The following is a 13,366-nucleotide window of genomic DNA, read 5'->3' on the forward strand; positions in this document are numbered from 1 at the left end:
AGCCCCACAGAGCTCAGAAACCAGCAAAGACCCAGCTCAGACACCTCAGCCGTACGTATCCCCAGGACCCGTGCTCCCCGGCGCCCGCAAAGGACCGAACCTGCGCTGCGGACCACCCGGCCCCAACACCTTGATCAACCTCACCGTGCCATGCCCCAGATCCGCATTCAGCCGGGCAACCAGCTGAGGCGCCAGCAACCGCAGCTGCGTCGCCCACGCCGTCGAATCGCACTGCACCGTCAGCACCCGCTCGTCCGGATCCTCGTCGTACCGCAACGGCACACAGTGATTGGCCAGATCCTCACCGACGATCTGCGGCCACCGCCCCATCACCCCACCCACCGCCGCAGGCGTCTCCCAGCCACGCTCAGTGATCAGACGATTGATCGCCGCACCCAACGGCAACGGATCCCGACCGTCCGCCCGCGCCCCCGAACGCAGACCGCCACCCCGCCGAGCCTGCTTCTTCTGCTGCGCCGCAGCACCACGCGCCCGCGCCTGCTCCTTCGCCGCACGCAACGCCACCCGCGCCAGATCCACACCCGACGGCTCCGGCTGCTTCCCGTCCACCGGCCACCCCGGCAGCTCCGTCCGCTCCTGCGGCGACTCCCCAGAAGCCCCGGAAACCTCACCACGCCCGCTCACAGCCGCTCCACCTCACCCGAGGACACCGAATACCGCGTCCCCGCCAGCACACCCGGAACATCGTCGTCCACCGCAGCCGTCACCAGCACCTGCTCACCCTGAGCCACCAGCTCCGCCAACCGCTCACGACGACGCGCATCCAGCTCGGCAAAGACATCGTCCAGCACCAGCACCGGCTCATTGCCCTCACCGCGCAGCAGATCGTACGAAGCCAGCCGCAGCGCCAACGCGAACGACCAGGACTCGCCATGGCTCGCGTACCCCTTGGCAGGCATGCCCCGCAGCCCCAGCAAAAGATCATCACGATGCGGGCCGACCAGCGTCACACCCCGCTCGATCTCCTGCTTACGGACCTCCGCGAGGGCGGCGATCAGCTGCTCGTACAGCTCGTCACGGGTACGGGCCGGCTCCACGTCCGCGCCGACCGAACTGCGGTACTCCAGTGCCACGGGGCCACCGCCGGGCGCGACATCCGCGTACGCCTTGTCGGTCAGCGGCTGCAGGGTCGCGATCAGATCCAGCCGCTGCGCCAGCAGCTCCGCACCCACCCGGCCCAGATGCTGATCCCACACATCCAGCGTGGACAGATCCATCGACCGGCCACCGTGTCTGCGCGCCATCGCCGCCGACTTCAGCAGGGTGTTCCGCTGCTTCAGCACCCGCTCGTAATCCGAACGCACACCCGCCATCCGCGGCGAACGCGCCGTGATCAGCTCGTCGAGAAAGCGCCGGCGCTCCCCGGGATCCCCCTTGACCAGCGCCAGATCCTCCGGCGCGAACAGCACCGTACGTACGATCCCCAGCACGTCACGCGGCCTGACCTGCGACGATCGATTGATCCTGGCCCGATTGGCCTTGCCCGGATTGAGCTCCAGCTCGATCAGCTGCGAACGCTCGCCCTGAGTGACGGCAGCCCGGATGACCGCCCGGTCCGCACCCATCCGCACCAGCGGCGCATCGGAGGAGACGCGGTGGCTGCCCAGCGTCGCGAGGTAGCCGACGGCCTCCACCAGATTGGTCTTGCCCTGGCCATTCGCCCCCACGAAAGCGGTGACGCCCGGATCGAGAGGTACCTCGACCCGGGCGTACGAGCGGAAGTCGGCCAGCGAGAGATGCGTGACATGCATGGGTGTACGCCGACCTTCCCGGCTTCCTGCTCCGTGCTCCGTAGCGCGGGCCGGTGATGCTGGTCCGGCCCGCCTTCCGATGCGGTTACTTCTTGTTCTCGACCGCGTGGCCACCGAACTGGTTGCGCAGCGCGGCGATCATCTTCATCTGCGGGGAGTCGTCCTGCCGCGAGGCAAAACGCGCGAAGAGCGACGCCGTGATCGCGGGCAGCGGCACCGCGTTGTCGATCGCGGCCTCCACCGTCCAGCGGCCCTCACCAGAGTCGGCGGCGAAACCACGGAGCTTGTCCAGGTGCTCGTCGTCATCCAGCGCGTTGACCGCCAGGTCGAGCAGCCAGGAGCGGATGACCGTGCCCTCCTGCCAGGAGCGGAAGACCTCGCGCACATCGGTGACGGAGTCGACCTTCTCCAGCAGCTCCCAGCCCTCGGCGTAGGCCTGCATCATGGCGTACTCGATGCCGTTGTGAACCATCTTCGCGAAGTGGCCGGCGCCGACCTTGCCCGCGTGGACGGAACCGAAGTCGCCCTCGGGCTTCAGCGCGTCGAAGACCGGCTGGACCTTCGCCACGTGCTCGGCGTCGCCGCCGTACATCAGCGCGTAGCCGTTCTCCAGGCCCCAGACGCCGCCGGAGACGCCGCAGTCCACGAAGCCGATGCCCTTGATGCCCAGCTCGACCGCGTGCTTCTCGTCGTCGGTCCAGCGGGAGTTGCCGCCGTCCACGACGATGTCACCGGGCGAGAGCAGTGCGGCCAGTTCGTCGATGGTGGACTGGGTTGCGGCACCGGCCGGCACCATCACCCAGATGACCCGGGGGCCCTTCAGCTTGCCCACCAGCTCTTCGAGGCTGTGGACATCGGAGACATCCGGGTTGCGGTCGTAACCGATGACGGTGTGGCCTGCGCGGCGGATGCGCTCGCGCATGTTGCCGCCCATCTTGCCGAGGCCGACGAGACCGAGCTCCATCAGAGATTCCTTAAGCGTTGTGCCGATTCGTACCCAAGGACGAGACTACGCCCGGCCGGGGACAGACCGGCGGGCACGCTCGGCACTGAGCGCGCCCGCCGGAAACTGCCGTCACAGAACCGAAGGCCGGATCATCGGACCAGCGATCAGCCGGAGAGGCGGACCGGCATGATCAGATACTTGTATGCGTCATCCGCCTCGGCATCCACCGCGGGACGGCCGCTGAGCAGCGCGGGCTTGGTGGACGTCGTGAAGGAGAGCTGGGCGACCGGGGAGTCGATCGCGCTCAGCCCGTCCAGCAGGAAGGTCGGGTTGAAGGCGATCGAGATGTCATCGCCCTCCAGCACCGCGTCGACCCGCTCCACAGCCTGTGCATCGTCGCTGGAACCGGCCTCCAGGATCAGCACACCCTGCTCGAAGCTGAGCCGCACCGGGGTGTTCCGCTCGGCGACCAGAGCCACACGCTTGACGGCCTCGACGAACGGAGCGGTCTCGATGACCGCGACCGAGTTGAACTCGGTGGGGAACAGCGTCCGGTACTTCGGCAGATCGCCTTCGAGCAGTCGCGTGGTCGTACGGCGGCCCGCGCCCTCGAAACCGATCAGGCCCTCACCGGCACCCGAGCCGGACAGCGCCAGAGTCACCGTGTCACCGCTGGTCAGCGCCTTGGCGGTGTCCAGCAGCGTCTTGGCGGGGACCAGGGCGACAGCCGAGGCATCCGGGTTCTCCGGCTTCCAGAGGAACTCGCGGACCGCGAAGCGGTAGCGGTCGGTGGAGGCCAGGGTGACGGTCTCGCCCTCGATCTCGATCCGCACACCGGTCAGCACCGGCAGCGTGTCGTCACGGCCCGCGGCGATGGCGACCTGGGCGGCGGCCGAGGCGAAGACCTCGCCCGGGACCGTGCCCGTGGCAGTCGGCATCTCCGGCAGCGCCGGGTACTCCTCCACAGGAAGGGTGTGGAGTGTGAATCGCGAGGAGCCGCAGACCACGGTCGCCCGTACACCGTCTGTGGAAATCTCCACCGGGCGGTTGGGAAGAGCGCGGCAGATGTCGGCGAGCAGCCGGCCGGAGACCAGCACCGTGCCGTCCTCCTCGACCTCGGCGTCCACCGAGACCCGGGCCGAGACCTCGTAGTCGAAGCTGGAGAAGCTGAGGGCGCCGTCCTCAGCCTTCAGCAGAAGGCCCGCAAGAACGGGCGCCGGCGGACGGGCCGGGAGGCTACGGGCCACCCAGGCCACAGCCTCCGCGAGTACATCGCGCTCCACCCGGATCTTCACCGGAACCGCCTCCTGCTGTTGCTCGCTCGCCCTGCTGGCCTTCGTCGTCTGATCGGGTCTCCCGCCGATGACAGGGGGAGGACGCCGGGGACCAGTCTGACGTACGGCACCGACACTCGGTGCTGCTCGGGGTCAAGTCGCGACAAGAGGTTCGGGGAGCTCCGGCGCCGAGTTGTGCACAGGCCCCACTTCGAATCGGATTCCGGGCTAACTCTAGGTGGCAGTAGTAGTAGGGCCTGTGGAAACCGTGGATAACGTCGTTTTCGCAGGTCAGGCCCCGTTTTTTGTCCACCGACCCTGTGGGTGGCACCGGTGGACAACCCGGTGCTTCTGTGGACACACGAAAGTTCTGCACACCCGATGCACAGGACAGGGGGACTTCTCCCCAGGGCTGTCCCCAGCTTTACCCACGTTCCCCACAGCCCAACCGACCCTCTTGGTGTGACGCCTTTCACTCGGCGCGGTGAAAGGCGGTGTTGCGTTGCCGAACAGTGGACAGAGGTGTGGAGAAGCTGGCCAAGGCTGGGGACAACATGGCTCGGTCTGTGGGCTGCCGGTGGACAACATCATCCGTCCCTTGTGGGCGAAAAATCTGTCCACAGCCTGTGGATCATCGTTGACCACAAATCCCCAGGTCCTTGACCTGGCCTGATGGAGTATCGGCAACCGCCCCTGTGGAAGCAGTATGGACAACTTTTGGATCCCCAGGCTGTGGAGGGGAAATTCTCCCCAGATCTGTGGAGAACGGAGCGTGGGCGCCGCGTATTCGAACACCGCGACTGAGCCGAAGCTTCGGGGGCCGGGGTCGGAAGAGGGTTCGCGGCGGACTTCGAAGCTGCTTCGGCGGCTCCGGAGGGGCTTTGGAGGGGCTTTGGAGGGGCTCGGGGTGGGCTCCGGGCCAGGCCCTGAGGCACGCTTCGGGCAACGGAGAAGGGCGCCTGGGAAACCCCCGCGGGGGTTTCCCAGGCGCCCTTTCGGCGCGTAAGACGCGTGTGCCGGCGGCCCGTCAGCCGTTCTTGATGCGGTTGGTGAGCTCGGTGACCTGGTTGTAGATGGAGCGTCGCTCCGCCATCAGCGCACGGATCTTCCGGTCCGCGTGCATCACCGTTGTATGGTCGCGGCCGCCGAACTGCGCACCGATCTTGGGCAGTGACAGATCGGTCAGCTCCCGGCAGAGATACATGGCGATCTGGCGGGCCGTCACCAGCACACGGCTGCGCGACGTTCCGCAGAGATCGTCCACCGTCAGACCGAAGTAGTCCGCGGTCGCCGCCATGATGGCCGTCGCCGTGATCTCCGGCGCCGAGTCCTCGCCACCCGGGATCAGGTCCTTCAGGACGTGCTCGGTCAGCCCGAGGTCCACCGGCTGGCGGTTGAGACTTGCGAAGGCCGTGACCCGGATCAGCGCCCCCTCCAGCTCCCTGATGTTCCGGGAGATGCGGGAGGCGATGAACTCCAGTACCTCCGGCGGGGCGTTGAGCTGCTCCTGCACCGCCTTCTTACGGAGGATCGCGATCCGCGTCTCCAGCTCCGGCGGCTGCACATCGGTGGTCAGACCCCACTCGAAACGGTTCCGCAACCGGTCCTCCAGGGTCACCAGCTGCTTGGGCGGCCGGTCCGAGGACAGCACGATCTGCTTGTTGGCGTTGTGGAGCGTATTGAAGGTGTGGAAGAACTCCTCCTGCGTCGACTCCTTGCTCGCCAGGAACTGGATGTCGTCGACCAGCAGGATGTCCACATCGCGGTAGCGCTTGCGGAAGGTGTCGCCCTTGCCGTCGCGGATCGAGTTGATGAACTCGTTGGTGAACTCCTCGGAGCTCACGTACCGCACCCGGGTTCCCGGGTAGAGGCTGCGGGCGTAGTGCCCGATGGCATGCAGCAGGTGGGTCTTGCCGAGCCCGGACTCCCCATAGATGAAGAGCGGGTTGTACGCCTTGGCGGGTGCTTCGGCCACGGCGACCGCTGCGGCGTGCGCGAACCGGTTGGACGCACCGATGACGAAGGTGTCGAAGAGGTACTTCGGATTCAGCCGGGCCGCCGGTTCGCCGGGGCCGGGCGTGGGGGCGGGCTGTGCGCCCATCGGCCCGGTGGCACCGCCGGGCCGCCCGGTGCCGGCGCCGCCCTGGTGGTGCTGGGGGTCCTGCATGCCGTGGCGTTCGGGGCGCTGCTGCTCGTAACCCTGGCGCTCGGGCGGCTGCGCACGGTAGTCGTGCTGCGACTGCTGGGGGCGGCCGCCGGCGTACGGCTCGCGCCACTGCTCCCCTGACGTGTCGCGGTCCTGGAATCCGCCGAGCCGGGGCTGCTGCCAGGAGAGATCCTCCTGGGTGCGCGGCCACGCACCGGGTTCGGGGCGCTGCTGCTGGTAGTCGGGGTAGGCGGGCCGAGCGGTCGGCATGCCGTCGTCGGAGGGCCGGTGTCCGTATCCGTCGTAGGCGTCGTTGTGCTGACGCTCGTCGTGCTGCGGACCTTGGTAGCGGTGCTGCTGCTGGGGCTGCTGGGACTGGTGCATCGGCGGTCCGGGCGGGCTCGGAGGTTCGCCCGCGGAGTCGTCGACGGTGATCGCGATGCGGATCGGGCGGCCGCATTCGCGGCTCAGCGTCTCGCTGATGAGCGGCGCGAGCCGGCCTTCGAGGACTCGCTTGCCCCATTCGTTGGGGACGGCGAGCAGTGCCGTGTCGGCGACCAGTGCGAGCGGCTGGCAGCGCTCGATCCACTGCTTGTCCTTCGGCTCGATGCCCTGCTGGCCCTCCCCGAGGAGTTGCTCCAGCACTCGTGGCCACACTGCGGCAAGATCGGCAGGTACATCAGCCACAAGGCACGCTCTCTCGCTGGTCCCACGAATGTGTGGTTCTCGGGACGGGATGGGTCGGGATGGGTGAGGACCGGCAGGCAGGAAGAAAAAGAACCGGAGTTCAGCCACGGTAGTCAGGGCGACCCGCGTGGTTCAAGTTGTTGTCCACAGGCTGTGTACAGCATGGGGTGCCGTGGAGCCGGTTTGACCGGATGGCGTAGCCGCGCGTACCGTGACCAGGTCGAGTTGTCGATGGCTGCTGCCGCCTGCCTCCGATGGGCAAAGATCACGATCTGTGATTGTGAAGCGGTGCACTAGGGCGTTTACGCGAGTCTCTCGTGGGCGCACGGTGACAGCCAGGCGATGTCCCGCCAACACACGAGTCATTTCTGGAGCCCCCGAGTGAGCAAGCGCACCTTCCAGCCGAACAACCGTCGTCGCGCGAAGACCCACGGCTTCCGGCTGCGTATGCGCACCCGTGCCGGCCGCGCGATTCTCGCGTCCCGCCGTGGCAAGGGTCGCGCCAACCTGTCCGCCTGATCGCTTACAGGTCATGACGTGCTGCCTACCGAGAATCGGCTGAGGCGGCGCGAGGACTTCGCGACCGCAGTACGTCGAGGACGCCGGGCCGGCCGCCCGCTACTCGTCGTTCATCTACGCAGCGGTGCCACGGACCCGCACGTGACTGGGGAGATTGCTCCCCCGCCGCGTGCGGGTTTCGTTGTCAGCAAAGCCGTGGGTGGCGCGGTTGTACGCACAGCGGTGAAGCGCAGGCTTCGCCATCTGGTCCGCGAACGGCTGGCCCTGCTGCCCCCCGGTAGCCTGGTTGTCGTACGAGCGTTGCCCGGTGCGGGCGACGCCGACCATGAACAGCTGGCCCGAGACCTGGATGCTGCTCTGCAGCGGCTGCTGGGAGGGGGCGCGCGATGAAGTACCCGTTGCTGGCTCTCATCAAGTTGTATCAGTGGACGATCAGCCCGCTTCTCGGGCCTGTCTGCCGTTACTACCCGTCGTGTTCCCACTATGGATATACGGCGATCGACCGGCACGGAGCGATCAAGGGAACTGCGCTGACGGCTTGGCGCATCCTTCGGTGCAATCCGTGGTCACCCGGTGGCGTGGACCATGTTCCACCACGTAAACGTCCGCGTTGGCACGAACTGCTGCGTGATGCCATACGCGGTGGCAAGGGCGGGGACTCCGCCGCTGATGTGCCTCCCGGGGGGTCGGTTCTCGACCCCGCGAGCCCGGCCGCAGAGACTTCGCCCAATGCTCAAGGAGCCTGATTAGTGGACACGATTGCCAGTCTGTTCAGCTTTATCACCTGGCCTGTTTCATGGGTCATCGTCCAGTTCCACAAGTTGTACGGAGCGATCTTCGGCGATGACACGGGCTGGGCCTGGGGCCTGTCCATCGTGTCCCTGGTGGTGCTGATCCGGATCTGCCTGATCCCGCTTTTCGTGAAGCAGATCAAGTCGACCCGGAACATGCAGGTGCTCCAGCCGAAGATGAAGGCGATCCAGGAGCGCTACAAGAGCGACAAGCAGCGCCAGTCCGAAGAGATGATGAAGCTGTACAAGGAGACGGGTACCAACCCGCTCTCCTCGTGTCTTCCCATCCTGGCGCAGTCTCCGTTCTTCTTCGCCCTGTATCACGTGCTCTCGGCCATCGCCTCGGGCAAGACGATCGGTGTCATCAACCAGCCGCTGCTGGACAGCGCGCGGCAGGCACACATCTTCGGTGCTCCGCTGGCCGCGAAGTTCACCGACAGCGCCTCGGAGGTCGCCGCTCTCGGTGCCTCTCTGACCGATGTCCGGGTCGTCACCGCGATCATGATCGTGATGATGTCGGCGTCGCAGTTCTTCACCCAGCGCCAGCTGATGACGAAGAACGTCGACCTGACGGTCAAGACGCCGTACATGCAGCAGCAGAAGATGCTGATGTACATCTTCCCGGTGATCTTCGCCGTCATGGGTATCAACTTCCCCGTCGGTGTCCTCGTCTACTGGCTGACCACCAACGTCTGGACCATGGGTCAGCAGATGTACGTGATCAACCAGAACCCGACCCCGGGCAGCAAGGCGCAGGACCAGTACCTGGGACGTCTGCTGAAGAGCGTCACCGCTCACGGCGAGGTTCGCGGCAGGACGAGGCGCAATACGGTCAAGCGGATCGTGTCCAAGGGCGCGGATCGCAATGACATCGAGCGGAAGTTCATCACGGGACTGGCCAAGCTGGGCCTCACGGCCCAGGAGGACGGCACGGTGAGCAAGAGCGATACGGCTGCCCTTGCCGAGTCCGAGGGCGGAGCCGCGCAGCGGCGTCAGCAGCCCAAGCGCCAGACCAAGGCCCAGCGTCAGACCGGTACGGCCCAGCAGGCGGGGGCGAAGGACGCCGATTCCACCGAGTCGGATGCCAAGACCTCCCTGCAGAAGCCGACCGCAGCGCAGGACGACAAGCCCAAGCCGGCGGGCAAGCCCGCGTCCGGCTCCTCACGCCAAGCCAAGTCCGGACAGCGCAAGGGCCCGCAGCGGCCCAAGCACCCGTCCAAGAAGTAAGAAGGAGTCCATCCGTGACGGAAGGCACCACCTCCACGGCCGCTGAGGGCAGCGACACCTTGACCCGCCTTGAGCAGGAGGGCGAGATCGCAGCGGATTACCTTGAGGGCCTGCTCGACATCGCCGACCTCGACGGCGACATCGACATGGATGTCGAGGCGGACCGGGCCGCGGTCTCGATCATCAGCGAGTCGGCACGTGATCTGCAGAAGCTCGTGGGCCGCGACGGTGAGGTGCTGGAGGCGCTCCAGGAGCTGACGCGGCTTGCTGTCCACCGGGAGACCGGTGACCGCAGTCGGCTGATGCTGGACATCGCGGGCTTCCGGGCCAAGAAGCGGGCGGAGCTCGCCGAGCTGGGCGCCAAGGCCGCGGATGAGGTCAAGAACACCGGTGAGCCGGTGAAGCTGGACCCGATGACGCCGTTCGAGCGCAAGGTCGTGCACGATGCGGTAGCGGCCGCTGGTCTGCGCAGTGAGTCCGAGGGCGAGGAGCCGCAGCGCTTCGTCGTCGTTCTTCCGGCCTGATCGGACCCTTGTTCTGTCGGCCCCGTCTGTTCGCAGGCGGGGCCGATCTTTGTCAGCCTGATAGTCAGCCACCCACAGTGCGGTAGTGCGGTATGGAAGGACGGTTCCCGTGACGGCGGAGGTAGAGCTACCCCAGGCGCCCGATGAGGCGCGGGCGGTTTTCGGTGAGTTCTTCCCGGAGGCTGTCCGGTACGCGGAGTTGCTGGCGGATGCCGGGGTGAAGCGGGGGCTGATCGGTCCGCGTGAGGTGCCGCGGCTGTGGGAGCGGCATCTGTTGAACTGTGCGGTGCTCTCCGAGGTCGTGCCCGAGGGCGTCACGGTCTGCGATGTGGGCTCCGGTGCCGGCCTTCCGGGTATTCCGTTGGCGCTGGTGCGTCCGGATCTGAAGATCACCTTGCTGGAGCCTCTGCTCAGGCGGACGAATTTCCTCCAGGAGGTTGTCGAGCTGCTCGGCCTGGACCATGTGACGGTCGTGCGTGGCCGGGCCGAGGAGGTGCTGGGGACGCTTCAGCCGGTTCACGTCGTGACGGCTCGGGCCGTGGCGCCGCTCGACCGGCTCGCCGGCTGGGGTGTTCCGCTGCTGCGTCCTTACGGAGAGATGCTGGCGCTCAAGGGGGATACGGCCGAGGAGGAGATCGTCGGCGCGCGTGCCGCCTTGAGCAAGCTCGGTGTGGTGGAGACCGAGGTGCTGCACGTTGGAGAGGGCGTGGTTGATCCGATGTCCACGGTGGTGCGTGTGGTGGTCGGGGAGAGTCCGGGCGGTGTGAGGTTCGCCGCAAAGAGAGCGAAGGCTGCTAGGACAAGCCGTACAAGGCGTCGTCGCTGACGCCTCAGCTCACGCTGTGGAATCAACCATTACGTATGGTTTTTCTGTCTGTTCGTGATGCTCCCGGCAAGGGGTCATACGTGCCCCGCGCGGAGTGTCGTGCCCCTGTAGCTAGGCTGCAGGGGCATCGTGTTTCACGTGAAACATCGCTCTCTGCTGCAAGGGATCATCAGCCGTGGTCGCGCGGCTGCCGCACCGCGGCACCGCAGACCCGTTAGGGCTACGGAGTTGTCCACAGAAGTGGATTCATCCACAGAAGAGCGGGCCTCGCTGGTTCACGACCCCGAAAGCATGGCAGGCTCTGTTCATTGCGAGCCTGAAGTCGAGGAGAGTGAATCCTTGCGGTCCGACGCCAACATCGCGGGACCGATGACCGATCCGGTCCCCGGTCCCCGAACCGAATCGGCGGGGGAGGGTGTTTCACGTGAAACACCGCCGCCGATGGACGACACACCCATCGGTCGCGCGGCCCAGCTGGCGGTCGAGGCCCTAGGCCGCGCCGGCGAGGGCCTGCCCCGTCCTGACCGGACGCGCGTCATGGTGGTGGCCAATCAGAAGGGCGGGGTGGGCAAGACGACCACGACGGTCAATCTTGCTGCCTCGCTGGCGCTCCATGGCGCACGTGTTCTGGTGGTCGACCTTGACCCGCAGGGGAACGCCTCTACGGCTCTGGGGATCGATCACCATGCCGAAGTCCCCTCCATCTACGACGTTCTGGTGGAGAGCAGGCCGCTCTCCGAGGTGGTGCAGCCTGTTCCGGACGTCGAAGGTCTGTTCTGTGCCCCCGCCACGATCGATCTCGCCGGTGCGGAGATCGAGCTGGTGTCACTGGTGGCGCGGGAGAGTCGATTGCAGCGCGCGATCCAGGCGTATGAGCAGCCATTGGACTACATCCTCATCGACTGCCCGCCGTCGCTCGGTCTGCTGACGGTCAATGCCCTGGTGGCTGGCGCCGAGGTGCTGATCCCCATCCAGTGCGAGTACTACGCGCTGGAGGGGCTGGGGCAGCTGCTGCGCAATGTGGACCTGGTGCGGGGGCATCTCAACCCCAATCTTCATGTGTCGACGATTCTGCTGACCATGTACGACGGCAGGACCAGGCTCGCCTCGCAGGTCGCGGAGGAGGTGCGCAGCCACTTCGGCAAGGAGGTGCTGCGGACGAGCATCCCGCGGTCGGTGCGCATCTCGGAGGCACCGAGCTACGGGCAGACCGTGCTGACCTACGACCCGGGTTCGAGCGGGTCGCTGTCGTACCTTGAGGCGGCGCGTGAGATCGCCCTGCGGGGCGTCGGGGTGCAGTACGAGGCCAAGCATGCCCATGCGGACAGTGGGAACAGCCAGCAGAGTATTTCGGAGGGGATCCAGTGAGTGAGCGTCGAAGAGGGTTGGGGCGTGGGCTAGGTGCCCTGATCCCCGCCGCTCCGCAGGAGAAGCAGGTGCCGCCCACGGGGGTGGGACCGGCTTCTCCCGGAGCGGGCCCTGTCCTGACGGCGGAGCGGGGGGTGGCCGCGGCGAAGGTGGCCTCTCTGGCTGCCGCTCCTCTTGTGCCGGAGCCGAGCGGCCCGGTTTCGGGTTCCGGGGCAGCCGCAGAATCCGTGGGGGCTGCCGGGGCGTACTTTGCCGAGGTTCCTCTCGGCTCCATCACCCCGAATCCTCGGCAGCCCCGTGAGGTGTTCGACGAGGACGCGCTTGCCGAGCTGGTGACCTCCATCAAGGAGGTGGGTCTTCTTCAGCCCGTCGTGGTGCGGAAGATCGGCCCGGAGCGCTATGAGCTCATCATGGGTGAGCGGCGCTGGAGGGCCTGCCGTGAGGCGGGTCTTGAGCGGATCCCGGCCATTGTCCGGGCCACGGACGACGAGAAGCTTCTCCTGGACGCGCTTCTGGAGAATCTTCACCGGGCTCAGCTGAACCCGTTGGAGGAGGCGGCAGCGTATGACCAGCTGCTCAAGGACTTCAAGTGCACGCATGACCAGCTGGCCGACAGGATCGGGCGTTCCCGCCCGCAGGTGTCCAACACGCTGCGTCTGCTGAGGCTGTCGCCTCCCGTGCAGCGGAGGGTCGCGGCCGGGGTGCTGTCGGCCGGTCATGCTCGGGCGTTGCTGTCCGTGGATGACTCGGAGGAGCAGGACAGGCTGGCGCATCGCATCGTGGCCGAGGGGCTGTCGGTGCGTGCGGTCGAAGAGATCGTGACCCTCATGGGCTCCAGGCCCACGAGCTCTGCCAAGGCCAAGGGGCCGCGGGCTGGCGGCCGGGTGTCGCCCGCCTTGTCCGACCTTGCCTCCCGGCTCTCGGATCGCTTCGAGACCAGGGTGAAGGTCGACCTCGGGCAGAAGAAGGGGAAGATCGTCGTCGAGTTCGCATCGATGGAGGATCTGGACCGCATTCTCGGCAGCTTGGCGCCCGGCGAGGGGCGCGTGCTGGACCAGACACCGTCCGAGGATCCTGCCGAGGGCGAAGAGGGCTGACCTCTGCCGGATGGGTGGGGGCGGGCTGCGTTCGGGTGGATACCGGAACACAGCCCGCCCTTTGCTTTCTCTCGGTGTCGGCTTCATCTCTGGGTGGATACGATGCGTTCTGGTATGGCACATCCGGCTTGAGCCACCTCAGCGGAGGGAGGGCCATGCAATCAGTGAGCCGCAGCCGACTGGTGACAG

Annotated in this window: 13 protein-coding genes; 8 read left to right on the forward strand and 5 right to left on the reverse strand. The window is 66.8% G+C overall.

Translation table 11 applies throughout. The features are described 5' to 3' along the window. Nucleotides 1–45: 45 nt before the first annotated feature. The 5 genes from OG507_RS20115 to dnaA all read right to left on the reverse strand — a co-directional run bounded on the left by OG507_RS20115 (nt 46) and on the right by dnaA (nt 6,825). The gene (locus tag OG507_RS20115; protein WP_327372035.1) at nt 46–585 is read right to left on the reverse strand and encodes a DUF721 domain-containing protein; all 540 of its coding nucleotides are present in this window, start codon (nt 583–585) and stop codon (nt 46–48) included. 56 nt (nt 586–641) lie between these two features. After that, nucleotides 642–1,772 carry a DNA replication/repair protein RecF gene (gene recF / locus OG507_RS20120; protein WP_327368585.1) on the reverse strand — a complete coding sequence of 377 codons (1,131 nt, stop codon included), beginning with the start codon at nt 1,770–1,772 and terminating at the stop codon, nt 642–644. Between the two features lie 85 nt (nt 1,773–1,857). After that, nucleotides 1,858–2,736 (reverse strand): phosphogluconate dehydrogenase (NAD(+)-dependent, decarboxylating), encoded by an 879-nt coding sequence (gnd, locus tag OG507_RS20125; protein WP_327368586.1) that lies wholly within the window; start codon nt 2,734–2,736, stop codon nt 1,858–1,860. A 146-nt stretch (nt 2,737–2,882) separates the two neighbouring features. Further along, nucleotides 2,883–4,013, reverse strand: a complete 1,131-nt coding sequence (dnaN, locus tag OG507_RS20130) for a DNA polymerase III subunit beta (protein WP_114245512.1) — start codon at nt 4,011–4,013, stop codon at nt 2,883–2,885. Nucleotides 4,014–5,019: 1,006 nt separating this feature from the next. Beyond that, on the reverse strand, nt 5,020–6,825 hold the full coding sequence (gene dnaA / locus OG507_RS20135; RefSeq protein WP_327368587.1) for a chromosomal replication initiator protein DnaA: 1,806 nt from the start codon (nt 6,823–6,825) through the stop codon (nt 5,020–5,022). 381 nt (nt 6,826–7,206) lie between these two features. Here dnaA and rpmH point away from each other — a divergent pair, with 381 nt between their 5' ends. The 8 genes from rpmH (at nt 7,207) to OG507_RS20175 (ending at nt 13,177) form a co-directional block, all read left to right on the forward strand. Beyond that, nucleotides 7,207–7,344 carry a 50S ribosomal protein L34 gene (gene rpmH, locus OG507_RS20140; RefSeq protein WP_030930485.1) on the forward strand — a complete coding sequence of 46 codons (138 nt, stop codon included), beginning with the start codon at nt 7,207–7,209 and terminating at the stop codon, nt 7,342–7,344. Nucleotides 7,345–7,362: 18 nt separating this feature from the next. After that, entirely contained in the window at nt 7,363–7,734 is a 372-nt protein-coding gene (gene rnpA, locus OG507_RS20145) for a ribonuclease P protein component (RefSeq protein ID WP_327368588.1), read from the forward strand. Next, nucleotides 7,731–8,090, forward strand: coding sequence for a membrane protein insertion efficiency factor YidD (yidD, locus tag OG507_RS20150; protein ID WP_327368589.1), 360 nt, complete (start codon nt 7,731–7,733; stop codon nt 8,088–8,090). Before rnpA ends, yidD begins: the two co-directional genes overlap by 4 nt. Nucleotides 8,091–8,093: 3 nt before the next feature. After that, on the forward strand, nt 8,094–9,362 hold the full coding sequence (gene yidC / locus OG507_RS20155; RefSeq protein ID WP_327368590.1) for a membrane protein insertase YidC: 1,269 nt from the start codon (nt 8,094–8,096) through the stop codon (nt 9,360–9,362). Nucleotides 9,363–9,376: 14 nt separating this feature from the next. Then, complete coding sequence (locus OG507_RS20160) at nt 9,377–9,886, forward strand: Jag family protein (RefSeq protein WP_327368591.1); 510 nt, start codon at nt 9,377–9,379, stop codon at nt 9,884–9,886. Nucleotides 9,887–9,995: 109 nt separating this feature from the next. Then, nucleotides 9,996–10,712 carry a 16S rRNA (guanine(527)-N(7))-methyltransferase RsmG gene (gene rsmG / locus OG507_RS20165; protein WP_327368592.1) on the forward strand — a complete coding sequence of 239 codons (717 nt, stop codon included), beginning with the start codon at nt 9,996–9,998 and terminating at the stop codon, nt 10,710–10,712. Between the two features lie 291 nt (nt 10,713–11,003). Further along, nucleotides 11,004–12,080, forward strand: a complete 1,077-nt coding sequence (locus tag OG507_RS20170) for a ParA family protein (RefSeq protein WP_327372036.1) — start codon at nt 11,004–11,006, stop codon at nt 12,078–12,080. Further along, a complete protein-coding gene (locus OG507_RS20175) occupies nt 12,077–13,177 on the forward strand; it encodes a ParB/RepB/Spo0J family partition protein (protein WP_327368593.1) in 1,101 nt (366 codons plus the stop codon). The genes OG507_RS20170 and OG507_RS20175 overlap by 4 nt, the downstream gene beginning before the upstream one ends. Nucleotides 13,178–13,366: the final 189 nt, after the last annotated feature.

The organism is Streptomyces sp. NBC_01217 (assembly GCF_035994185.1).
Classification (GTDB): domain Bacteria; phylum Actinomycetota; class Actinomycetes; order Streptomycetales; family Streptomycetaceae; genus Streptomyces.

Coding starts and splice junctions, on each gene's coding strand:
- recF (WP_327368585.1), bottom strand. CDS start 1,772: ATGCATGTCACGCATCTCTCGCTGGCCGACTTCCGCTCGTACGCCCGG.
- gnd (WP_327368586.1), bottom strand. CDS start 2,736: ATGGAGCTCGGTCTCGTCGGCCTCGGCAAGATGGGCGGCAACATGCGC.
- yidD (WP_327368589.1), top strand. CDS start 7,731: ATGAAGTACCCGTTGCTGGCTCTCATCAAGTTGTATCAGTGGACGATC.
- OG507_RS20170 (WP_327372036.1), top strand. CDS start 11,004: ATGGCAGGCTCTGTTCATTGCGAGCCTGAAGTCGAGGAGAGTGAATCC.